18 protein-coding genes are annotated in these 22158 nt (G+C 71.3%); 8 read left to right on the top strand and 10 right to left on the bottom strand.

Annotated elements, in window-relative coordinates; translation table 11 throughout:
• Positions 1 to 24: 24 nt before the first annotated feature.
• Positions 25 to 2049 (top strand): CocE/NonD family hydrolase, encoded by a 2025-nt coding sequence (locus HC362_RS31760; RefSeq protein WP_243088901.1) that lies wholly within the window; start codon positions 25 to 27, stop codon positions 2047 to 2049.
• Between the two features lie 35 nt (positions 2050 to 2084).
• Here HC362_RS31760 and HC362_RS31755 read toward each other — a convergent pair whose 3' ends face one another.
• A complete protein-coding gene (locus HC362_RS31755; protein ID WP_243087801.1) occupies positions 2085 to 3410 on the bottom strand; it encodes an aspartate aminotransferase family protein in 1326 nt (441 codons plus the stop codon).
• 90 nt (positions 3411 to 3500) lie between these two features.
• Between HC362_RS31755 and HC362_RS31750 the strand changes: the two genes are divergently transcribed.
• Positions 3501 to 4409, top strand: coding sequence for a LysR substrate-binding domain-containing protein (locus HC362_RS31750; RefSeq protein ID WP_243087800.1), 909 nt, complete (start codon positions 3501 to 3503; stop codon positions 4407 to 4409).
• A gap of 756 nt (positions 4410 to 5165) precedes the next feature.
• Complete coding sequence (locus tag HC362_RS31745; protein WP_243087799.1) at positions 5166 to 6857, top strand: APC family permease; 1692 nt, start codon at positions 5166 to 5168, stop codon at positions 6855 to 6857.
• Positions 6858 to 6954: 97 nt separating this feature from the next.
• Here HC362_RS31745 and HC362_RS31740 read toward each other — a convergent pair whose 3' ends face one another.
• Together HC362_RS31740 and HC362_RS31735 are read right to left on the bottom strand one after the other, a co-directional pair.
• Positions 6955 to 7836 (bottom strand): alpha/beta hydrolase, encoded by an 882-nt coding sequence (locus HC362_RS31740; protein ID WP_243087798.1) that lies wholly within the window; start codon positions 7834 to 7836, stop codon positions 6955 to 6957.
• Positions 7837 to 7897: 61 nt separating this feature from the next.
• Complete coding sequence (locus HC362_RS31735; protein ID WP_243087797.1) at positions 7898 to 10672, bottom strand: LuxR family transcriptional regulator; 2775 nt, start codon at positions 10670 to 10672, stop codon at positions 7898 to 7900.
• Between the two features lie 122 nt (positions 10673 to 10794).
• Here HC362_RS31735 and HC362_RS31730 point away from each other — a divergent pair, with 122 nt between their 5' ends.
• Positions 10795 to 11241 carry a TIGR03618 family F420-dependent PPOX class oxidoreductase gene (locus HC362_RS31730; protein WP_243087796.1) on the top strand — a complete coding sequence of 149 codons (447 nt, stop codon included), beginning with the start codon at positions 10795 to 10797 and terminating at the stop codon, positions 11239 to 11241.
• A gap of 39 nt (positions 11242 to 11280) precedes the next feature.
• Here the strand turns inward: HC362_RS31730 and HC362_RS31725 are convergent, their stop codons facing one another.
• Both HC362_RS31725 and HC362_RS31720 read right to left on the bottom strand, forming a co-directional pair.
• Entirely contained in the window at positions 11281 to 11877 is a 597-nt protein-coding gene (locus HC362_RS31725) for a TlpA disulfide reductase family protein (protein ID WP_243087795.1), read from the bottom strand.
• Between the two features lie 254 nt (positions 11878 to 12131).
• Positions 12132 to 12887, bottom strand: a complete 756-nt coding sequence (locus tag HC362_RS31720; RefSeq protein ID WP_243087794.1) for a hypothetical protein — start codon at positions 12885 to 12887, stop codon at positions 12132 to 12134.
• Positions 12888 to 13068: 181 nt separating this feature from the next.
• Between HC362_RS31720 and HC362_RS31715 the strand changes: the two genes are divergently transcribed.
• Positions 13069 to 14376, top strand: a complete 1308-nt coding sequence (locus HC362_RS31715; protein ID WP_243087793.1) for a HEAT repeat domain-containing protein — start codon at positions 13069 to 13071, stop codon at positions 14374 to 14376.
• 69 nt (positions 14377 to 14445) lie between these two features.
• Positions 14446 to 15147: a flavin reductase family protein gene (locus HC362_RS31710; protein ID WP_243087792.1), complete on the top strand. Its 702-nt coding sequence runs from the start codon at positions 14446 to 14448 to the stop codon at positions 15145 to 15147.
• A 52-nt stretch (positions 15148 to 15199) separates the two neighbouring features.
• On the opposite strand, the gene HC362_RS31705 is transcribed toward HC362_RS31710, so the two are convergent.
• Positions 15200 to 15586 (bottom strand): nuclear transport factor 2 family protein, encoded by a 387-nt coding sequence (locus HC362_RS31705; protein WP_243087791.1) that lies wholly within the window; start codon positions 15584 to 15586, stop codon positions 15200 to 15202.
• A gap of 96 nt (positions 15587 to 15682) precedes the next feature.
• On the opposite strand from HC362_RS31705, the gene HC362_RS31700 reads away from it, so the two are divergent.
• Positions 15683 to 16285 carry a TetR/AcrR family transcriptional regulator gene (locus HC362_RS31700; RefSeq protein ID WP_243087790.1) on the top strand — a complete coding sequence of 201 codons (603 nt, stop codon included), beginning with the start codon at positions 15683 to 15685 and terminating at the stop codon, positions 16283 to 16285.
• Positions 16286 to 16304: 19 nt separating this feature from the next.
• Positions 16305 to 16928 (top strand): PH domain-containing protein, encoded by a 624-nt coding sequence (locus HC362_RS31695; RefSeq protein WP_243087789.1) that lies wholly within the window; start codon positions 16305 to 16307, stop codon positions 16926 to 16928.
• Between the two features lie 73 nt (positions 16929 to 17001).
• On the opposite strand, the gene HC362_RS31690 is transcribed toward HC362_RS31695, so the two are convergent.
• The 4 genes from HC362_RS31690 to HC362_RS31675 all read right to left on the bottom strand — a co-directional run bounded on the left by HC362_RS31690 (position 17002) and on the right by HC362_RS31675 (position 21948).
• Positions 17002 to 17799, bottom strand: a complete 798-nt coding sequence (locus HC362_RS31690; RefSeq protein WP_243087788.1) for a DeoR/GlpR family DNA-binding transcription regulator — start codon at positions 17797 to 17799, stop codon at positions 17002 to 17004.
• Entirely contained in the window at positions 17792 to 18829 is a 1038-nt protein-coding gene (pdxA, locus tag HC362_RS31685; protein WP_243087786.1) for a 4-hydroxythreonine-4-phosphate dehydrogenase PdxA, read from the bottom strand. The genes HC362_RS31690 and pdxA overlap by 8 nt, the downstream gene beginning before the upstream one ends.
• Before the next feature lie 201 nt (positions 18830 to 19030).
• The gene (locus HC362_RS31680) at positions 19031 to 20440 is read right to left on the bottom strand and encodes a four-carbon acid sugar kinase family protein (protein WP_243087785.1); all 1410 of its coding nucleotides are present in this window, start codon (positions 20438 to 20440) and stop codon (positions 19031 to 19033) included.
• Complete coding sequence (locus tag HC362_RS31675) at positions 20437 to 21948, bottom strand: SLC13 family permease (RefSeq protein ID WP_243087783.1); 1512 nt, start codon at positions 21946 to 21948, stop codon at positions 20437 to 20439. The genes HC362_RS31680 and HC362_RS31675 overlap by 4 nt, the downstream gene beginning before the upstream one ends.
• Positions 21949 to 22158 lie beyond the last annotated feature (210 nt).

The following is a 22158-nucleotide window of genomic DNA, read 5'->3' as shown; positions in this document are numbered from 1 at the left end:
GAGAGCCGCATGCGGGCTGCGGGATTGAAGCAGGTCAGCTCCTCGCCCCACGCCATCAAGGAGGAGGAGCACGTCTGGATCACGGCCCGTGACGGTACCCGGCTGGCCGCGCGCATCTGGCGACCCCTCTCCTCCGACACCGAACCGGTCCCGGGGATCCTGGAGTTCATCCCCTACCGCAAGCGCGACCTGACCGCCCTGCGGGACTCGATCAACCACCCCTACATCGCCGGACACGGTTACGCCTGCGTACGAGCGGATCTGCGGGGCAGCGGCGACTCGGAGGGCCTGCTCACCGACGAGTACCTCGAACAGGAGTTCAGGGACGGCGAGGACATCCTCGCCTGGATGGCCAAGCAGCCCTGGTGCAACGGCCGCACCGGAATGATGGGCATCTCCTGGGGCGGCTTCAACGCCCTCCAACTCGCCGCACGCCGCCCTCCGGGACTCGGTGCGGTCGCCGCGCTCAGCTACAGCGACGACCGCTACGCCGACGACGTCCACTACATGGGCGGCTGCCTGCTCAGCGACAACCTCTCCTGGGCCTCGACCATGTTCGCCTACACCTCGTGCCCGCCCGACCCCCAGGTGGTCGGCTCCCAGTGGCGCGAGATGTGGTACGAGCGGCTCGACGGGATGAACCCGTGGCTGGCCGAGTGGCTGGACCACCAGCGGCGCGACGCCTACTGGCAGCACGGCTCCGTCTGCGAGGACTACTCCGACATCGCCTGCCCGGTACTCGCCGTCAGCGGCTGGGCCGACGGCTACTCCAACGCCGTCTTCCGGCTGATGGAGCGGCTCACGGTCCCCCGCAGGGGTCTGATCGGACCGTGGTCGCACAAGTACCCGCACCTCGGCGTGCCCGGCCCCGCCATCGGCTTCCTGCAGGAACTCGTGCGCTGGTGGGACCACTGGCTCAAGGACGAGGAGAACGGCATCATGGACGGGCCGATGCTGTGCACCTGGATGCAGGAGAGCGTGCCGCCGTCCACCTCCTACGACGAGCGTCCCGGGCGCTGGGTCGGGGAACCCAAGTGGCTCTCTCCGCACGTGCAGCGGATCCGTTATCCACTGGGCGACCACCGGATCGGCCGGCCCGGCGAGCCGCTCGAATCGCCGCCGCTGAGCGTGGAGTCGCCGCTGTCGGTGGGCCAGTTCGCCGGAAAGTGGTGCTCCTACAACGCGCCTCCCGATCTGCCCTACGACCAGCGTGAGGAGGACGGCGGTTCGCTGGTCTTCGAGAGCGAGCCGCTGGCCGAGCGCCTGGAGATACTCGGCGGGCCGGTCCTGTACGCGACGCTGGAAGTCGACCGCCCGGTGGCGATGGTCGCGGTGCGGCTCTCGGACGTCGCACCGGACGGAAGGGCGACGCGGGCGACGTACGGGCTGCTCAACCTCACCCACCGGAACGGGCACGCCGAGCCCGAGGCCCTCGAACCGGGTGAGCGCTACCGCGTGGGCGTCCAGCTCAACGGTGTGGCGCAGGCGTTCCCGGCGGGCCACCGGATCCGGATCGCCCTGTCGACCTCGTACTGGCCGCTGGCCTGGCCGCCACCTCGGCCGGTGCGGCTGACCGTGCATCCGTCCGAGAGCGAGCTGGAGCTGCCCATCCGCTCGCTGGACGAGCCCGACGAGCTGCCGACACCGCTGTTCGAAGAACCCGAAGGCACACCGCCCCTGTCGAGCACGGTGATCAGGCCGGGTGAGCACCGCTGGACGGTCTCGCGTGACCTGGTCGACTACCGGTCGGCGCTGGAAGTCGTCAAGGATCTCGGCGTCGTCCACATGGAGGACATCGACCTGACGGTGACCCGCCGCGCGTACGAGCGCTACAGCTGGACCGGAGACGACTTCGGATCCGTACGCGGCGACATCGAGTGGGTCATGGGCTTCGCCCGCGACGGCTGGGACGTGCACACCAAGACCCGCACCATCCTGACGTCCGACGCCTCGAACTTCTATCTGCACGCCACCATTGACGCCTACGAGGACAACCACCGGGTACGCTCCCGCAACTGGGCGTGGACCATCCCGCGGGACCACGTCTGACGCATCGCGGGGGATGCGCCGCCGCAGCGGTGGGCTCAGGGCGTGGCGCTGGTGTCGTTGATGGCCTGGTCGAGGATGGTCAGGCCGAGGGACAGTTCCTCCTCGGTGGAGGTGAGCGGCGGAGCGATGCGCAGGGTTCCGCCCATGCCGGGGAGCTGGACGATGTTCATGTGCAGCCCGAGTTCCAGGCAGCGCCGGGTGACCCGGGCGCCCAGTTCGCTGGAGCTCCCCCGGGCCTCGGGGCCGGTGACGAATTCGAGTCCGGCCAGCAGACCTCGGCCCCGGACGTCGCCCACCACCTGGTGACGCTCGGCGATGTCCGTCAGGCCTGCGTGGAGGAATGCGCCGAGCGATCGGGCCCGCTCGTCCAGCTTCTCGTCGGTCAGGACGTCGAGGACGGTGTTGCCGACCGCGGCCACCAGCGGGTCCGCGACGTGCGTGGTGAAGAACAGGAACCCTCGCTCGTACGCCTCCTGCTCGATCTCGGCGCTGGTGATCACAGCCGCGAGGGGCAGGCCCGCACCGAGGGTCTTGGAGAGGGTGAGGATGTCGGGGACCACGCCGTCGCGTTCGAACGCGTACCAGGTCCCGGTACGGCACAGGCCGGTCTGCGCCTCGTCGAGGATCAGCAGCATGCCGCGTTCCCGGCACTTCTCCAGAAGGGCGGCGAAATAGCCGGGCGGCGGCTCGACGATGCCGCCCGAGCTGAGGATCGGTTCGACGAGGCACGCCGCCAGGCTTCCGGTCGACTGGGCGTCGATCAGGTCGAAGCCGAAGTCGAGCTGGCGCTGCCAGTCCAGCGTGCCCTCCGCCGTCGTGAAGTCGGGCCGGTAGGTGTTCGGTACGGGGAGGGCGAAGTTGCCGGGCGCGCCGGGACCGTATCCCTTGCGGCCCGCGCTGTAGGTGGCGGAGGCCGCGGCCTGCGTCATGCCGTGCCAGGACCGTGCGAACGACACGATCTCGTGCTTGCCCGTGACGAGCTTGGCCATCCGGAGGGCGGCCTCGTTCGACTCCGCTCCGGTCGTCAGCAGCAGCGCCTTCTCCAGCGGCGCAGGCAAGGTGTCGGCGAGCCGGCGGGCGAGGTCGACCACCGGGCGGCTGAGCATGCCGCTGAAGAGGTGGTCGAGCGTGGCGACCTGCCGCTGGACCGTGGCGACGATCTCCGGGTGCGAGTGGCCGAGGATCGCGCTCATCTGGCCGGACGTGAAGTCGAGGAGCTTACGGCCGTCAGCGGTGAACAGGAAGCTCCCCTCGGCGCGGTCGATGATCTCGCGGGTGAATGCGCCGCCGTAGCGCACGAGGTGCCTCTCGGCGTCGGCCCAGAAGGCCGCGGTGGACGGCGGGGTGGTCGAAGCAGCCATGTCCCGACGGTAGGCGGCGCCCGAGCGACGCGTCCATCTCACGATTCCGGCTTCCCTGTTCGGCAGAACCGCACAACAATGAGCTCCGTGATGAACCCGTGGAGGCTGCGGCTGCTGAGTCAGCTGGACACGCTGGGCACCGTCCGAGCCGTCGCCCAGGCCGCCAGCATGAGCCCGTCGAGCGTGTCCCAGCAGCTCGCCGTACTGGAGACCGAGACGCGCACCCAGCTGCTGGAGCGCACCGGCCGCCGCGTACGGCTGACCTCGGCCGGGCTGATCCTCGCGCGGCGTGCCCGGGCGATCCTCGATCACATGGACAGCGTCGAGGCAGAGCTGCGGGGGTTCGGCGAGGAGCCGGCCGGGCTGGTGCGGCTGGGGGCGTTCCAGAGCGCGATCCACACCATGGCCGTACCGGCGGTGACCCGGCTGGCGAACGAGTACCCGCACCTCGAGGTGGAGCTTCTGCAACTGGAGCCGCACGAGAGCATGCCCGCGCTGCGCGGCGGTGACGCGGACATCATCATCACGACCACCGACTTCGACGAGCTGCCGCTGGGCCCCGATCTCGATCTCGTACCGCTGGCAACGGATCCGATCCTGCTGGTCGTCCCGCCCGGGCAGTCCGCGGCCGGACGGGGCCCGGCGGACCTGGCGGCGTACGCGGACGAGCCGTGGGCGTTCGACATGCCGCAGTCCTACATGGCCAACCTCGCGCTGCGCCTGTGTCGGCAGGCGAGGTTCGAGCCGCGGGTGGTGTGCCGCTTCAGCAACTCCATGATGACCTTGCAGCACGTCGAGGCCGGGCTGTCGATCGCGCTGCTGCCCGGGCTGGCCGTCGACCGCCGCCGGTACCGCGTCGCCACCAGGGAGCTGGCGACCCCAGTGACTCGTACGATCACGGCCGCGATCCGCCGTGGCTCCCCACCGCGTGCGGCGGTACGGGCCGTATTGAACGTGCTGCGCGGCAACCCGGACCTGCCGCTGCTGGGACGTGAGTAAGTGGCGGTCACCCCAATTCATGCGGGCCGACCGAGTGCCTGAAGTGGGTTGTGGAACTCATAGGGAGCAATCCCGGCGTGGTGGCACAGGATTGGCTGCTGCTGCGGACAAGGCTTCCGCCCAGGCCCGTGAGGGCAACGCATCGCAGAGCACTTCGGAGGTCCGGGATGTTTGGAAAGGCCCTTTTCTGCGCCGCTGTGGTGGTGGCGGCGTCCGCCAGTTCGGCCCTCGCGGCTCAGTCGACGCACTCTCGAAGCATCCCGTGCGCCACTCAGACGGGGTCCGCGCACTGCCAAGAGGCCGTGTCGAAAGGCGCCGTGAACTTCCGAGCCGCATTTGGAGGCGGCGGCGGAGCCCTGTGAGGCCGTTTCATAGGAGATGCCACGGGTGCGGGCAACTCGGCGAACGCCGCCAATGACGCTGCACAGTTCGCCGAGAAGCCACCCCTCGATGCGCCCGAATAAGTCGAGTGGCACGCATCCCATTGAGCTGCATTGAGCGTGGATTGCCGGGTTACAGACTGCGCGAGGGCTGCCCGGCCGACGCGTTCCACATCGCGAGCGGCTCCCGCAGAGCAGATGGTCTTAATTTCACGTTTCTTTACGGACTCTTGGATCTCTTCGGGCTCATTCATCGCTTCTACTGGACGAGCCCGGAAGGAGGCGCGCCCACGTCGGCGCCATGCCTGGTTCTCGTTCAGCAACCCGGCCCCGGCCCGCAAATCAGGACATCTGAGCAATAGGAGGAGGTTACCGGATGGCCGTCGACAATCAGGTTCCGGACGCTTCAGTGCAAGCGGGAGACGACAGCCGTCTCAGACGTGATTTCGGCATGATCGGCCTCCTCTTCACGGCAGTCGGCTCGATCATCGGGTCCGGGTGGCTCTTCGGCGCTCTGGACGCCGCTCAAATGGCGGGGCCGGCGGCCATATTGTCCTGGGCCATAGGCGCCGTGATGTTCATATTCATAGGCATGACCTATTCCGAGTTGGGCACCATGTTCCCGCACTCGGGTGGCGTGGCCCGGTACCCGCATTACTCGTTCGGGTCTTTCACGAGCTTCTCGATGGGCTGGGTCACCTGGATCGCCGCGGCCGCTGTGGCGCCGGTCGAGGTGCTCGCGGTGGTGCAGTACTCCACGAACTGGCTGTCGTGGCTTCAGCGGCTGGACGAGAACAAGGAAGCAGTCCTCACCCCTGCCGGGACAGGCGTCTCCGTCCTGCTGATGGCGGTCTTCGTGGTCGTCAACTTCTTCGGCGTCCGCTGGTTCGCCCGAATAAACAACATACTTGTGTGGTGGAAGCTCGCGATCATCGTGCTGGTGATCGTGGTCTTCTTCGCACTGAGCTTCAACACCGATCATTTCAGCATGGGCGGCGGCGGCGGCGGTTTCGCCCCCTACGGCGCCCAGGGCGTCTTCTCCGCGGTGGCCAGCGCCGGTATCGCGTTCTCCTTCTTCGGGTTCCGCCAGGGTGTCGAGCTCGCCGGCGAGACCGACAACCCGAAGCGGAACGTCCCACTGACCATGATCGGCTCGGTGGTGCTGTGCGGCATCATCTACGTCCTGCTGCAGATCGCCTTCGTCGGTGCCGTACCCACCAGCGCCATCAAGGCAGAGGGGTGGCAGGCGGTCGGCGCCCACTTCAGCTCGCACGGCGACGTCCTGGCCACCTTCGGTCCGCTCGCCGCCATCGCGGGCATCCTCGGCGCCGCCTGGCTGGCCGGTCTGCTCTACGCGGACGCCATCATCTCCCCCGGTGACACCGGCCTGATCTACGCCGGGGTCACTGCCCGCATTTCCTACGCCATGGGCCGCAACGGCAACGCACCCGCCGGGCTGTCGAAGGTCAACGCGACGGGCGTGCCGTGGGTCAGCCTCATACTGGCGTTCGCCGTCGGCTGCTTCTTCTTCCTGCCGTTCCCCGGCTGGAGCCAGCTGGTGGAGTTCGTCACCAACAGCACCGTGCTGTCGTTCGGTTGCGGCCCGCTGGTGCTGCTGGCCATGCGCAAGCAGCTGCCCGAGCAGCCCCGGCCGTTCACCCTCGGCAAGCTGGGTCCCCCGGTGGCGTTCATCGCCCTGTGGTCCACCAATCTGATCGTCTACTGGACCGGTTGGGACACCAACTGGAAGCTGTTCGTCGCCATCGTGCTCGGCTACATCCTGATGGCCGTGCACCACGCCACCTCCAAGCGTGAGATGCCCGCGCTCGACTTCCAGCACGGCTGGTGGGTGCTGGTCTGGTTCGCCGGTCTGGCCCTCATCAGCTACCTCGGCGACTATCCGAAGAAGGCGGAGGGCGCCGGCAACCTCGGCGTACTCGGCCTCGGGGCCGGGGCCGTGGCCACGCTCGTCCTCAGCGCGCTGGTGATCTGGCTGGCGCTGCGGGCGACGCTGCCGACAGCGCGGGTCCGCGAGATCCTCGCGGAACAAGGCCCGCGGGACGCCTGAGACTCCCTCCCCTCCCCGGCGGGTGAGGACCCTGCAATCCCGCAGGGCCCTCACCCGCGCCGGGGTGCTTGTGGGCGCGGCGTCGTCCACGCGGGCGTCATTCCGCCGTATGCGCGAGGACGGCAAAGGCCAGTTCCTCGTGCACCTCGGGCGGCAGCGTGTGTCCCATGCCCGTCACGGTCGTCAGCCGCGCTCCCGGGATCTGCTCGGCGATGAGCGCGCCGTGGCCCGGCTTGGCCGGTTCGTGGGTGCCCTCGATGACCAGCGTGGGGGCTTTGACCTGGTGCAGGACGCCCACCGGCTCGAAGTCCGGTTTCGCCGCTGCGGCCAGCCGGTGGTTGGCCACCGCCGACAGGTCGCGGGCCCGGTCGTAGATCCTCTCCTGGAGCCGGCGCGCCGCGTCCTCGTCGAACGGCAGCCCGGTGCCGTGCAGTACCCGCTGCTCGGCGATCATGCTGTCGATCCGCGCGCGCCGGCCCTCCGGCTGTGGTGCGGCTATCAGCGCGCGGTAGAAGTCCACGAACTCCGGCTCGGGCTCGGGCAGGCTCCCCTTGGGCTGCGGCTGCCCCATCAGGGCCCGCATGATCACCTGCCCTTCGCCGCCGCCGAGTGGCGAGGAGCCGATGACGGTCAGCGAGCGCACCCGTTCCGGCTGCTCCACCGCGATGTACTGGCCGAGCAGTCCGCCCGCCGAGTGGCAGACCAGGTGGGCGCTCCGCAGACCATGGGCGTCCAGCACCCGGTACACGTCGTCCTTGATGTCGTCCCAGGTGTACGGGGACTCCGCGAAGTCGACAGTGTCCGACATGCCGGTGTCACGGTGGTCGTACCGGATCACGCGGCGGCCTCCGGCGACGAGGCGGCCGATGAACTCCTCCGGCCACAGGACGCCCTGCGACATCGAGCCCATGATCAACAGGATCGGCGCGTCCGTGGTGGCGCCGAACTCTTCACTCCAGATGTTCTTCGTCTCATGCATGTCTCAGAGCATGTCCTCCCCCGCTACGGATGCCATCCGTAGAACTACTGGTTCGGCGGAACTACCGGTTCGGCGGAACTACCAGTCGCGCCAGTTCCGTACGGGAGCCGATGCCCAGCTTCGGGTAGATCTTGTACAGGTGGTACTCGACCGTGCGCGGGCTCAGGAAGAGCTGAGCTGCGATCTGCTTGCTCGACAATCCGTCGGCGACCAGTCCCGCGATGCGCAGTTCCTGTGGCGTCAGCGCGTCGAGTGCGGACGAGGGCGAGGGCTGTCCGCTCTCGCCCGCTGCGCGCAGCTCGCTCCGGGCGCGTCTCGCCCACGGCCGCGCACCCGCCCGTTCGAACGTCTCCCACGCCGTCCGCAGCTGCGCCCGCGCCTCTCCCGGCCGCTGAGCGAGGCGCAGGCGCTCCCCCAGCAACAGAGCCGTCCTGGCCGCCTCGAACGGGTTGGTGTGCAGCTCCAATGCCTCGCGCAGGGAGTCGTCGGACGACGCGGCCAGTCCCCGGCAGCGTGCCAGCAGGGCACGTGACTCGGGCGTCGCGGCGTGCGCGGCCCCTCGCTCGTACACCTCCAGCGCCGTCCACGCGCCCTCCTCGTCGCCCGTTCCCACGGCGGCCTCGACCCGGTCCGGCGCTGTCCGCCACACCACGATGGGATGCCCGGCGCCCGGCCCCGCTCCGGCGATGGCCGTGAAGCGGTCGTGCGCCGCCGCGTAGCGCCCCAGGCACAGGTCGAGCAGCGCCGGCGCGTACGCGGCGACACCCACCCGCAAACCCACCCGATGGGGTACGGCGATGGCGAGCGCCTCGCGGGCCTGCCGTTCGCAGCTCTCCTCCTCGCCGCGCAGCGCCGCCAGCACCGCCAGGTTGGCCAGGTGCGCCGCCACCGTGTTCGTGTATCCGGCCTCGCGGGCCAGCTCCAGGCCCTCCTCGGATACGGCCTGGCTGCTCGCCAACCGCCCGGCGAGGCGATCGGCCGTCGCCACGAACTCCAGCACCACTGGCAGCTGCCCCGTCATCCCCGACACTCTGGCGACCCGTCCGGCACGGTCGGCCATATCGTTCGCCAGGTCCGGCTCGCCCAGCTGGCCGGCCGCGGCCGCCGCCCACAGATACTCCGCCGCGTCCGTCAGTTCACCGGCCCGCGCCAGCGCCCGCCGAAGGAGACCCGGCCCGGCAGCGTCGCCGTTCAGCGTCAGACCGATCCCGGCCACCGCGTCCCGCAAGAACCCCTCGGGGTGCGCTGCCGCCCTCTGTCCGAGCTCGACGACGGCAGCCGTGTCACCGACGTACGAGGCAGCCTCGACGGCGTCGGCCAGCATGTCCAGGCTGTCGCCCGCCGCGAGGATCCGCACGGCCTCGGCGGCGTTCCCCGAGTTCAGCTCGAACCGGCCCCGGAGCTGGGCGATCTCCAGGGCGAGACCGGCGTCGGCACCGGCCTGGTCGCGGGCGTCGGCCAGCAGCGATTCGGCCTGACCCGGGCGGCCGCCGAGCCAAGCCGCGACGGCGGCGTCCTTCAGGCGGACGGCACGGGCGTACGGCGCCGGGGTCAGCTCGGCCGCTCTGGCGAGGGCGGTGGCGGCGGTACCGTAGCCTCCGCGGTCGCGCGCCCGCTCAGCGGCGGCCACCAGCTCGGCGGCGACCCGCTCGTCCTGGCCCAGGGCGGCTCCGGCCAGGTGCCAGGCGCGGCGGTCGCCCCCGGTCAGCTCCGCCAGTACGGCGTGCACCCGCCGGACGTCCGCTGACCCGGCGGCCTCGTGCACCGCCGACCGGACGAGGGGGTGGCGGAAGTGCACACGCGCACCACGGAGTTCGGCCAGCCCGGACTCCTCCAGCTCGGCCAGCGCCACACGCCCGTCCCGGTCCCCCGCGCTCCGACCGGCAACCTCGTCGGCGGTGTGCTGACCGGGCCCTTCGGTACGCTCGGCGGACAGCCGGTCGGCGGCGCGCAGGACCAGGTCCAGATCAGCCTCGACAGCGGCGACCAGCGCGAGCAGCCGAGCGGGGGCGGAAAGCGCGGCCACCTGGTCGCCGAAGAGCCGGGCGCCCCCGGGGAGCGGGTCGGGCAGCGGTTCGCGTCCGGCGCGCTGTGCCGGCGTCAGCCGTGCGGCGATCTCGTCCAGAGCGAGGGGATTGGCGTGGGTCAGCGCGGTGAGTTCCCGTGCCACCCCGGGCGGCACACCGTGGCGGGAGCCCAGCATCTCGGCCGCCGCCTGCTCGGGCAGGCCGCGTACGTCCACCGTCAGCGGTACACCCTTGACCGGAGCGTCGCCGCGCACGGCGAACAGCATCGCGACGCGTTCCGTCTCCAACCGTCTGGCGGCGAACAGCAGTGCGTCGGCCGAGGCCCTGTCGACCCATTGGAAGTCGTCAACGACGCAGACCAGTCCGTCCGGTGCGGCGGCTTCGGCCAACAGCGAGAGGACACCGGCGCCGAGCAGATACCGGTCGCCGGACTGGTCGGCGGAAAGCCCCAGGGCCGCGCGGACAGCGTCACGCTGGGGTTCGGGCAGCGCTCCGAGCGAGCCGGTCACCGGTCGCAGCACTTGGTGCAGCGCCGCGAAGGCGAGGTCGGACTCGGGTTCGATGCCGGTGGCCCGCAGGACGCGCATCGCGCCGCGGTCGCGCACCGGACCGGGCATGCGCGCCTCGTCGGGCGCGTGCGCCTCTTCGGGCATGCGCGCCTCGTCGCCTTGTCCGATCGCCGCGTCCAGCAGGGCGGTCTTGCCCTCGCCTGCCTCGCCCCGCAACACCACCGCGCCGCCGCGGCCGTCGCGAGCGCGCGCCATCACTTCTTCGAGGGCGCTGACTTCCGCAGCTCTGCCGTAAAGCACGAGCGCCAACTCTAGGAGACCTTTTCAGGAGGGAGGCCTTCCGGGGACCCCGAGGGACGCCCATGGTCGGCTCCAACCGTCACGGTGTGCGGGGAGCCGAAGGCGGGCGATAGCCTCCCCGGGTGAATGCGATCTTCGATGAAGCCGTGCGCGCCCGGCTGCAAGCCCCCAACATCTGGTACGTCGGCACTGTGTTCGCCGACGGGGCACCGCAGGTCAGCCCGATGTGGGTGGACCTGGAGGGAGAGGGGGAGCTGTCCTTCAACACCTCGGTGGGCCGGGTCAAGGAGGAGAACCTCCGCCGCGACCCCCGCGTCTATCTCTCGCACGCGGACGCCGCCGACCCCTTCGACCGGGTGCAGATCAGCGGTGAGGTGGCCCGCTTCATCGAGGGCGAGGAGGCGCACGAGCGGATGGACCGGCTGGCCCGGAAGTATCTGGGCGGCGAGCGGTTCGAGTGGCTCATGCCAGGAGAGCAGCGAGTCGCGGTGATCGTGCGCCCGGTGAAGGTGCGGCACATCGTGGGAGTCGAGCGCTTCCGACCTGGCGGCCCGGTCCCCGCTTCCTGACCAACGGTCCTCTCCACCGATCCGGGCCGGCCACGGACATCACCCGCCCTGGTGGCCGCCCGGCATGATCCGGCGGAGGACCACCCGCAGGTCCTCCTCGTCGACCGCGCGCAGAAGGCGAGCGGCGATGCGGCCCTCCCGGTCGATGACGAGGGTGTTGGGGATGCCCTGGGGCATCAGATTGCCCGCCGGAAAGCGCAGAACAAGTTTCCCGTCGGGGTCGTACCAGGACGGGTACGGCACCTTCTGCCGCCGTTCGAAGGCGCGGGCGTTCGCCGCGCTGTAGTCGCGGGTGTTGAGGCCGACGAAGCGCACGCCGCTCGCCTTCGTTTCCTCGGCCACCTTGGTGAGCGCACCGGCCTCGGCGCGGCAGGGACCGCAGGTGGAGTTCCAGACGTTGAGAACCACCACCTTGCCTCGGTAGTCACGCAGCCGGAGCGTCGAGCCGGATACGGTACGGCCGGTGAGGCTGGGTGCGGCGACGCGGTCCTCGACCGGAATGGTGGTCACCCTGCCCGCGCCGGAGCCGTTGTCCGGGGCCGTCTCGGCAGTGTCGATCTTCCCGCCCCCCCGGCCACACGCTCCCAGCAGCACGAGCACGGCGGAGGCGAGGACGATCCGACGGCCAACTCGCACTGTTCTGGAGCGTATTCCCGTCATGGCGGGATTCTCGCACCGAGCCGTCGAACCGTGACACGCGCCTATGTCTGTCTCGGCCCGGGCGGCGGCCGGGCGTTGCCTTGACGGCCGATACGACGAAGAGCGCCCGTTGGCCTGGGTACGACTTCCGGCTTGGGCGCCCTTCTGACGGCACTGTATGTGTTCACCGACGACCATGGAGCCTCGCGCCACCTGATCGGGCGAATCCGGAACTCACTGACGAGGCACGTCTACGTGTCTCCACCGGCCGGGGAGAGGCCGGACCCGGTGAGGTCGGCGAGCAGGCTGTCGTACGCTGCGGGCCGCGTCTCGAAGTCCGCCCAGACGGAAAGCTCGGTCGGGTCGTCACCGTCCGGTCCCCCCAACAGCTCGGTCGATGCCTGTACGAAGTGCCGCATGAGCTCTTCCTCCTCGGCCTCGTGCAGCAGTGCGCGGAGTTCCTTCAAGGCGGCCTTGGCACGTCGGCGCGCTTCGCGGCTCGCACCCAGCATCTGCTTCCACCCGGAGGCGGGCGAGGCGTCGGCCAGTATCGGCGCCATCAGCTCGGCCAGTTCCGTGCCGGCCTCGGCCACCTTCCGCGCTCTCGGCCCGGCATCCAAGAGCACTCGCAGAGCCTGCAGCAGCGCAGTGGCCTGCTGGTCGGGCCGGTTCACGTCCACCCGCACGCCCTCGGCGCTGTCCCCGTCCTCGGCCACCTGCCGCAGCGGCGCCCATTCCTCCCGCACGACTTCGACGGCCAGCGAGTAGCCCTGAGCCACCAGCTCCGCCGCGTTCCTCAACTGCTGTGCCCTGTGGACGACCTCCGGGTCCGCGCCGCTCAGCCGGCAGAGCAGGCGGACGCTCCCGCCGACGACGCCGACGAACACCAGGAGAAGTCCGCCCGTCCAGACCCGGTTGGAGAGCTCCTTCCACCCGTCAGCGGCCTCTTCCTCCTCTTGGAGTGAGTACAGCTCTCCCTTGGAGGACCCCCCGGAAGATGGAGACATGATTCATCCACCCCCCGTCTGTCTCGTCTGTCTCTTCCGCTGGTCCGCAGCGCGCTCAGCATCGCGCACATCCGACCCCGCGCTCGAGGCCAGAACCAGGCAGCCGGGCGGGCCGGATGCCTTCCTGCTTCCGGCAGCAGCTCCCCGGAGGGTCCGCCCTCGGCCCGCCTAGACTGCTGGGATGCGCAGCAGACCTCTCCCCGACCTGCCCGGACCGCGGGCGCCCGCGCGGGAGTGGGTGGCGTACGACCTCGCTGCACGCGGGGAGCGGGCCTCGGATCTCGCGGTGGCGCTCTGTCACGGTGACGGCCGCGTGCGCGAGGCGGCGTTGTGTGCCGGGGTTCCCGATGAGCTGCTGCCCCTGGTGGTGCTGCGCTGCGCCGACTGGGCCGGGCCGGTGCGGGAGGCGGCTCGGCGCGTGCTTTCCGGAGTCCGGCCGGAGGCCCTGGTGCGCGCGGCGCCCGTCGTGCTCCACGCCGCCGCCCGCAAGCGCGGTGACGTCGCGCTGCGCCTGCTGGAGGCGCGGTTGGCCGAAGGTGGCGCGGAGCTGCGGGAGTACGCGTTCGGACACCCGAGGTACGAGGTGCGGCGCTGGGCGTACGGACGGGCTGTGGAGCACGGTTGGCTGACGTCCGAACAGCTCGCTCACCGGGCCGTGCGCGATCCGGATGTCGTCGTCCAGGCGCGCTGCGCGGAAGCGGCACTCCGCACCTGCCCGGCTCCGGACGGGGCCGAGGCCCTCGATGTGCTGCTGGGCGCGCGCAGCGCCAGTGTCCGGGCCATCGCCGTCACCGCGCTGCGGCGGCTGGGGCAGCCACTGCGGGCGGTCGACCGGCTGGCCGACCGGTCATCGAGCGTACGAGCATGCGCGCAGTGGGCCGTACGCCAGGGAGACGGCGATCCCCTCGCGCACTACCGCCGGGCCGCCGCCGAAGCCACTGGCCGCGCAGGGCCCTCGGTTGTCGCGGGGCTCGGCGAGTGCGGCGGACCCGAGGAGGTCGCGCTGGTGCTGCCGTATCTGTCCGACGCGCGGCCGGGCGTGCGCGCGGCGGCGGTCGGCGCGCTGCGGATGCTGGGGGCCGCCTCACCCGAGCGCGTCGCACCTCTGCTGGACGACCCGTCGCCGCGCGTCGTACGACGCGTCTGCGAGGCGCTCCTCTCCGACGCCGAAGCCCTGTCCCCGGACGCGCTGCGGGCCCGGCTGACGCCGGACCACCCCCGGCACATCCGCCTGGCCGCCATTCGCCTGCTCGCGATCCACCGTGGGCTGGCCCCGCTCCGGGCCGGGCTCGCCCTGGTGGACGACCCGGATCAGGACGTACGTGCCCGGGCCCGCGCCCTGGTCACCCGCTGGGCGCCACCGGACTCCGCGGCCCTCGCCGCCGCTCTGCCCGCCGGAGAGCGGGCCCGGCTCACTGCCGAGATCGACCATGCGGCCCCCGTCCTCGGCCCTTCGCTGGTGCGCTTTCTCCACTGGATCCTGCGGTAGGCCGGGCCGCCCCCTTCGTCCGAGTCGTTTCGGCGTGCGCCGAAGCGAGCGGATCCTAGGCTGCCCGCCATGAACCCAGCACCGCCCAGCCACCTGCCTGCACAAACAGCCGTCGCCCACGCCCACGTGGAGATCGAGCCCAGCATTCTGTACTTCGGAACGCCCGTGGTGCTTCTCTCGACGGAGAACGAGGACGGCTCGTTCAACCTCGCCCCGATATCCTCCGCATGGGCTCTCGGGCAGACGGTCGTCCTCGGGCTGGGCCGCGAGGGGCAGACCGCGTACAACCTGGGCGTCCGGCCCGACCTGGTGATCAATCTGCCCGCCCCCGCCCAGTGGCCGGCGGTGGAGCGGCTGGCGCCGCTGACCGGACGGCACCCGGTGCCCGCGACCAAGCCCGCAGGTTGCCGCTTCGAGCCGGACAAGTTCGCCGCGGCCGGTCTGACCGGCGAACCGTCCCAGCTGGTCCGGCCGCCGCGCGTCGCGGAGTGCCCGCTCCAACTGGAGGCCCGCGCCGAGCGAGTGCGGCCGGACGTCGCGGGCGGTTTCGTCATCGTCGAGGCCGCGGTGTGCAAGGTCCACGCCGATCCCGGCATTGTCGTTCCCGGCACCGACCACATCGACCCGGCCGCCTGGAGTCCCCTCGTCTACAACTTCCGCCACTACTTCGGACTCGGCCCTGAACTCGGCCACTCGTACCGCACCCAGACACCCCGCAACACGGAGAGCCCTGCAGCAGAGCCAGCAGTCGAGCGCCCGGTGCGCAACTGAGTCAGCTGTGATGCTGCGTTGCCGTGATGCTGCGACGCCGCGACGCCGATACTCAGACGAAGAAGGCGTTCATGCCCGGGACGTCCGACAGGTAGGTCTCGATGCTCGCGATCTTGCCGTCGCGCAGGTGGCAGACCGTGGTCAGGTACTCGTCCAGCCGGAGCTCGCCACGGCGGGCTGTGTTGTGCAGGGACAGGGCCATGTTCTCGCGGCTGACCAGGATGTGCAGCAGCTCGAAGCGGAGACCGTAGGAAGCGATCTTCTTCGCCCTGTCCACTACCGCGTCGGCGCCTTCCACCGTGCCGGAGATGGTGTTGTCGCCGGGCAGCGTCCAGGTCGCGTCGTCGGTGAGCAGTGTCCGGATGCCGTCCCAGTCCCCCGCGGTGAGGAAGGCGTGGAACTGCTTGCCGAGCTGGTGGGCGGCCTCGTATTGGGGCATGATTCCTCCGATGCGGATTTAAAGCAGTGATCTCTGCGTTAAGGATGCTAGGCCGGTGCGGCGCTAAAGCACAAATCTTTGCTTTAGGGTGGGAGGGTGTCCACCAAAAGCAAAGACAGCCGCCCCGGCGGCCGGAGCGCCCGCGTACGCGCCGCCGTGCACCAGGCGACCGTCGACCTGGTGCACGAAATCGGCGCCGACAAGGTGACCATTCCCGCGGTTGCGCGCCGCGCCGGCGTCAACCCCAGCTCGCTCTACCGCCGTTGGGGGACAATTTCCGCGCTCCTGGCGGATGTCGCCACTCGGCAGCACGACGAAGAGACCCCGGAACTCCACGGTGAGCTGCGCGAAGACCTCGAACGGGTGGCCGTGTGGACCCTCAACGATCTGTCCCGGCCCGGCGGCGTGGCGTTCTTCCGTGCCGAAGTGGCACCGGACGTGGACGACCGCAGGGCCGGGCTGCGCGAGTGTCTGCGGCGGGTCAGCACCCGGTTCCAGGCCGCGCTGGAGGCCCCTGCCCGGCGGGGTGAGCGGACGCCCTCTCTCGAGCAGGTGCTGGACCGCGTCGTCGCACCCCTGTACTTCCGGGTGGTTTTCTCGATCCCGGAAACCGATGAGGCCTATGCGCGCTCCCTCGTCGCCGAACTGTGCGACGACGCCGGGCCCGGGCCTGCCGCCACCCCGCGGTCTTCGGCGTGACCTCGCCGCTGCTCGTAGGATGCGAGCGGACCGACACGGCAAGACGGGGGGGGTGGCGGTGCTGACGAAGATGGTGCTGCGGCACCGGGCGAGGTGTGCGTTGTGGTCCCTGGCATCGACGGGGATCGCGGTGACGGCGGGGGTCAGCAGCTGGGCCGAGCTGACCATGGACCGGCCGGGGCCCTGGAAGCTGGCGGGCGACCTCGCGTTGTGGGTCGTCCTGTTGACGGTGTGCTGGCGCTTCACGGGGCGCCGGGTCGTGCTGGGCCCGGAAGGCGTGGTGCTGGTCGGCGCTGTGCGCGTACGCCGAGTGGAGTGGCCGCGGGTGGCGGAGGTGGAGCTGGCGCACCGCATGACCGGCGCCGGACCGCAGGGGCGCTGGCGGATCGCCCTGCTGCTCCACGACGGCACGCGCCGGTGGGCGCCGGGCTTCCTCACCGGGAGCATGTACCGGGGCGCGCTCGAGTTCGGCCCCGGTGACCGCAGCCGGTACGGCAGGGTGCACACCGACTCCACGAACCCTCCCGACGACGCCCCGGCCGAAATGGTGCGGCTGCACCGGGAGTTGCGCGGGTACTGGCTGTCGACTGGCTTCGGCAACGGCCCGGTCGAGGGGGCTGCGGCGGCCGGGAGCGGGCCCTGAATCGCGGCCCGCTCCCCCTTGGCGCCCGTCAGCCCCGTCAGCCCCGTCAGCCCCGTCAGCCCCGTCAGCCCCGTCAGCCCCGCACCAGCGTGACCCCGGCGGCCTCGCAGCGTTCGGCCAGCTCCGCAGGTGCGTCCCCGTCCGTCACCAGGGTCCAGCCGTCCGGCAGCCGGGCCCAGGCAGGCGCGTCGTGGACCTCCAGTTTGGTCGCGTCCGCGAGCACCACCACGCGGTGGGCCCGCGCCGCGACCCGCTCCTTGACGGCCGTCTCCGCCAGAGTCGGCTCCCCCACGCCACGGCGCGGATCGACCGCGTCGGCGCCCAGGAAGGCCACCTCGAACGACAGCCGTTCCAGTGCGAGGTCGGCCAGCGGTCCGACGAGGCCGTGGCTCAGTGGCCGGACACTGCCGCCCAGCATCACCACCTCAACGCCGGGGGCGTCGGCGAGAACCTGTGCGGTCTCCAGGCCGCGGGTGACCACCAGCGCCTGGTGGTCGCTCGGATCGGACCACTCCTCGGCCAGACGCCGGGCCAGCGCGGCGCAGGTCGTTCCCGCGTCCACGAAGACCGCGCCGGTCGCGGGCACCAGCGGCCCGGCCGCGTCCGCGATCGCCGCCTTGGCGCGTAGCCGCAGCCGGGCGCTCTCGGCGACCGGACGCTCGTGGAACGCCTCCGGTACGACCGCGCCCCCGTAGGTCCGGGCCACCTGCTGGTCCACGGTGAGCCGCCGCAGGTCGCGGCGGACGGTCGAGGCGGACACGTCCAGTGCGGCGGCGAGGTCGTCCACGTGCGTGGTTCCCTCGCGCAGCAGTTCCAGCAGCGCCTTGTGCCGGGCGCGGGTGCCGCGGCGCGCGGCGGACGGCTCAGCCATAGGTGGCTCGGATGGCCGGGGCGTACGGGCTGTAGTCCACGGCGGCTCGGTAGGCGGAGAGCATGGTGGCGTGGTCGGCCCGGCCCGAACCCGCGATGTCGAAGGCGGTGCCGTGGTCGACGGAGGTCCGCAGGATCGGCAGCCCCACGGTGACGGAGATGGTGCCGTCGAAGTCGTAGGTCTTGGCCGGGATATGGCCCTGGTCGTGGAAGTGGGAGAGCACTCCATCGTAGCGGCCGGTGAGGCCCTGGTGGAAGACGGAGTCGGCGGGTACCGGACCTGTCACGTCCAGCCCGTCGGCGCGGGCGGCCTCGCAGGCAGGCGCGATGTGCTCGATCTCCTCGTCGCCGAAGGCGCCGTTCTCACCGCCGTGCGGGTTGACGGCGGCCACGGCGAGGCGGGGCCGGTCGGTGCCGAAGACCCGCAGCGCCGTCAGAGCCTCGTCGACGGAGTTGCGTACCCGCTCCGCGGTCAGCTGGTCGAGGGCCTTGCGCAGCGCCACGTGCCGGGTGGTGAAGAAGATGCGCAGATGGTGCCCGGCAACTGCCGTGTTGCGGACGACGAACATGGTGTCCTGGCGGGTGACACCGGTCAGCTCGCCCAGCATCTCGGTGTGCCCGAGGTGCTTCGACCCCGCCTCCCAGATCGCCTCCTTGTTGATCGGCCCGGTGACGATACCGGCGACCTCACCCGCCATGGCCGCGCGGGTGGCGGTCTCGATCGCGGTGACGGCGGCACGTCCCGCACGGCCGTCGACGGTGCCCCAGGCCGGCAGGTCGGTGCCGAGCACGCCGGTGTCGAGTACGTCGATGACGCCGGGCCCGGCGGGCTCGGCCGAGAAGTCGGTGACCTCCCGGACCTCGGCGTCCACACCGGCGGCGCGTGCGCCACGGCGCAGCGCCTCCGCGTCGCCCACGGCCACCCCGTGGTGGCCGGCCTCTCCTGCGACGGCCGCGAGGGTGCGGGCGGTGATCTCCGGTCCGATACCGACGGGGTCGCCGAGGGTCACGGCGAGGACGGGACGGGCCACGGGTTTCCTCCAGGTGTCTGGCTGGTCATGGTGCTGTGGTGTGCTGTCGTGTGCTGTGCTGTCAGGGGTCTTGTCGCGGGGAGCTCCGGAGCTCTGCGGCTCCGATGCTCCGGTATTCAGGTGCTCCGCGGCTCCGATGCTCCGGTACTCAGGTGCTCCGCGGCTCCGATGCTCCGCGGCTCCGGTGTTCGAGTGCTCGGCTCACGGCGGAGGCGGCGGGTCCATGGCGTCGGCGGCCGGTACCTGACGGCGGGCCGCCGCAGCCGCCCGGCGCAGATAGGTGACGCAGTGGGACGTCGTACCGGCGTCGCCGACGAGCCCGCCCTTGGTCACAACCGGCAGCCCGGCCCACGGCCCGCCGACGAATGTACCGGCCACCGCCAGCGGAACCAGCTCTTCCGCGATGTCCAGACCGTGCGCCCCCAATTCGGCGAAGAGCGCGGCCGAGACGTCACCGCCGGTGGAGAAGAGCCCCTCCACTCCCGGCACATCGTGGCGTTCCAGTGCCCGGCGCACAGACCGGGCCAGGGCTCCGGGCAGCCGTTCGGCGTCCTCGGCACCGCAGTCCGCGGCGATGTCCGCCTCGTCCAGCACGGTCGCGAGCAGCACCACCTCCTCGGGACCGGCTGTGGCGAGTGCCTGGCCAAGGGCCTCGGCGGTGGCGGTCACGTCGGGCACGCTCGACTCCCGCTCGAGGCACGGGCGTACGACGACGACCGGGTGCTCGGCGCGCAGCCGGGAGAGTTGGGTGCGGGTGAGACGGGGGGTCGAGCCGGAGACGGCGAGGACCGGGGCGCCACCGGTGCCGCCGGTCAGGCCCATCGCGGTGGCCAGCGCGAGCGAGGAGGGACCGGGGTCGACGCCCACCCATACCACCTCGCCGACCCCCACCGGGGCCGCGCGCACGGCGGCGTCCGCGATCCTGTCCAGGTGGGAGGTGGTCAGAGCGTCGGCCACCAGGACGTCCACGCCGTCCGCCAGCCGCTTCTCGACCAGCGCGCGGAGGGCGGGCTCCGAACCGGTGACAGCTGACAGGGGCAGCTGGGCGACGCTCAAGCCAGGGGCCTGCAGGTGCAGGAGATCCGCCACCTGTGAGGTGGGCAGCGGAGAGCGCGGATCCCGAGCCACCTCGGTGTCCTCCAGCCTCGCGCCGTCCCACAGTTGAGTGCCCTGCACCGTCTGCCGGCCCGCCTCGGGGTGGGCGGGCGCACACAGGGCGACGGCGCGGCGGCCGGTCTGCTCGCTCACGGCCCGCAGCGCTGCCTGCGTGGAGGCTCCGAGGTTGCCGCGCAGGGTGGAGTCGACGCGGTGGGAGACCAGCGCGGCGCCGCCCGTGTGCCGGATGACCGCACGGACCCGCTCGGCGGCCTCCTCCGGCGGGCAGTGCCGGCTGTCGGTGCTGACCACGACCGCGTCGAAGCGGGCGCCGAACCTGGCCGCCGTGGCGGGGTCCTGGTGCGCGCCGACGGTGACCGCACGCATGCCCGTACGGGCGAACCCGGCCGCGGTCGCGTTGGCACCGGTGAGGTCATCGGCGACGATCAGCACGGCGGGCCCGACGACGGGAGCCCTGCAGCGGACGGCCTCGGGGGTGTGGGTGTGGGCGTTCACAGCACCACGCCCGCGAGCAGGAGCAGCGGCAGCGAGCCGAGCCAGACGGCGGTGGTGATGCCGGACCAGCCGCGCAGTGCGGCAGTGCCGTCGAGGCCGGCGAAGCGGGTGACGACCCAGAAGTAGGAGTCGTTGAAGTAGCTGAAGACCATCGACCCGGCACAGCAGCCGAGCGCGGCGAGCAGCGGGGAGATGCCGAGCCCGTGGACCAGCGGCGCCGAAACGGACGCTGCGGTGATCATCGCGACGGTACCGGAGCCCTGCGCGATCCGCACCAGGCTGGCGATCAGGAACGGCACCAGCACTCCGGGCAGGCTCCAGGAGGCGATGGCCTCCGCCATCTCGTCGCCGACTCCGGTGGCGCGCAGCACCTCACCGAGCGCACCGCCGGCGCCGGTGATCAGGATGATCAGTCCGGCGGAGGCGGCGGCCTGGGCCAGCCAGCCGCCGACCCGACTGCGGGTGGTCCAGCGGGGCAGCAGGCCGTAGACGGCCAGAACCAGGCCGACCAGCAGCGCCACGACGGGGTTCCCGACGAAGGCCAGGGCCGCGGGTATCGGCGAGGGGTCGTAGCCCTTGCCGTCGAGCGTGCCCTGGGCGTACTGGTCGATGGCGGTGGCCACGGTGTTGGCGATGATGAGCACGAGGGGGACCAGCAGCGGGAGCAGGGCGCGCAGCGCGCCCACGCGGTGCGGCTTCGCGCCGTCCGGCGGGGTGCCCAGCTCGCGGGCGGGGTCCTCCTCCGGCTCGTCCGCTGCCGGTGCACCGGCAGCACCATCAGCCATGCCGCCACCGGCTGTCGTCCCATCGGCAGGCGGCCCCGCGAGCGCCGCGCCCGGTCCCGCAGCCACGGCGCGGCCGTAGACGGCCTCGCGCACCTCCGGCAGCAGCGAGCCCTCCAGCCGGGGGCCGATCCAGCGCGCGTACAGCACCACAACGGGCAGCAGGAGAACCGCGAAGACGAGCCCGGACAGCACCAGCCCACCGAGGTCGGCGCCCAGGATGCCCGCGACGCCCAGCGGGCCCGGTGTCGGCGGGACGAGGTGGTGGGTCAGCGTCATGCCACAGCCGAGGGCAAGGGCGAGCGTGACGTAGCCGGCGCGCTTGCGGCGTGCGATGGACCGGGCGAGCGGGTTCATGATGACGTACCCGGAGTCGCAGAAGACCGGGATGGACACCAGTGCACCGGTCGCACCCATGGCCCAGGGCTCACGGCCGATGCCGAGGGCTCGTACGAAGGCCCGCGCCAGAGCGTCGGCGGCTCCGGAGACCTCCAGGATCTTCCCGAGTCCGACGCCGAGTCCGATGACGATGCCGATGGAGCCCAGGGTGTTCCCGAAGCCTGTGGTGATCGAATCGATCACCTTCGACGCGGGGGCTCCGGCGACGAATCCCGTCACCAGCGCCGCGACAAGCAGGGCGAAGAAGGCGTCGAGCCTGGTCCGCAGCACGATGACGACGATCGTGGCGATCCCCAGGACGAGCGCCGCCAAGAGCTGAAGATCCACGCTGATCCCCTCCGACGACTGCTGCGCGAGAACGAGCCCCATGCGAGTGATGACGGCCCTCGCGATGAACGATTGCCGCATCATGCACGCCTCGACCTGACCGGAACAAGCAGTTGGAGTCAACAAATTGCGCGGACTGATCAGTTTCATCGGCGCGGGTGCCCGGCAGCGGTTCAGCCCCGCTGTGCGAACGGCCGGCTGGAGAACCGT

Origin of the sequence: Streptomyces sp. 891-h, from assembly GCF_022760275.1 — a bacterium.
GTDB classification, from domain to species: Bacteria; Actinomycetota; Actinomycetes; order Streptomycetales; family Streptomycetaceae; genus Streptomyces; species Streptomyces spirodelae.
The sequence above is the reverse complement of the archived record's forward strand: the minus strand, read 5'-3'. Positions and strand labels throughout refer to the sequence as shown.

Coding starts and splice junctions, on each gene's coding strand:
- HC362_RS31755 (WP_243087801.1), bottom strand. CDS start 3,410: ATGGCTGCTTCGACCACCCCGCCGTCCACCGCGGCCTTCTGGGCCGAC.
- HC362_RS31750 (WP_243087800.1), top strand. CDS start 3,501: ATGAACCCGTGGAGGCTGCGGCTGCTGAGTCAGCTGGACACGCTGGGC.
- HC362_RS31745 (WP_243087799.1), top strand. CDS start 5,166: ATGGCCGTCGACAATCAGGTTCCGGACGCTTCAGTGCAAGCGGGAGAC.
- HC362_RS31740 (WP_243087798.1), bottom strand. CDS start 7,836: ATGCATGAGACGAAGAACATCTGGAGTGAAGAGTTCGGCGCCACCACG.
- HC362_RS31720 (WP_243087794.1), bottom strand. CDS start 12,887: ATGTCTCCATCTTCCGGGGGGTCCTCCAAGGGAGAGCTGTACTCACTC.
- HC362_RS31715 (WP_243087793.1), top strand. CDS start 13,069: ATGCGCAGCAGACCTCTCCCCGACCTGCCCGGACCGCGGGCGCCCGCG.
- HC362_RS31710 (WP_243087792.1), top strand. CDS start 14,446: ATGAACCCAGCACCGCCCAGCCACCTGCCTGCACAAACAGCCGTCGCC.
- HC362_RS31705 (WP_243087791.1), bottom strand. CDS start 15,586: ATGCCCCAATACGAGGCCGCCCACCAGCTCGGCAAGCAGTTCCACGCC.
- HC362_RS31695 (WP_243087789.1), top strand. CDS start 16,305: ATGCGAGCGGACCGACACGGCAAGACGGGGGGGGTGGCGGTGCTGACG.
- HC362_RS31690 (WP_243087788.1), bottom strand. CDS start 17,799: ATGGCTGAGCCGTCCGCCGCGCGCCGCGGCACCCGCGCCCGGCACAAG.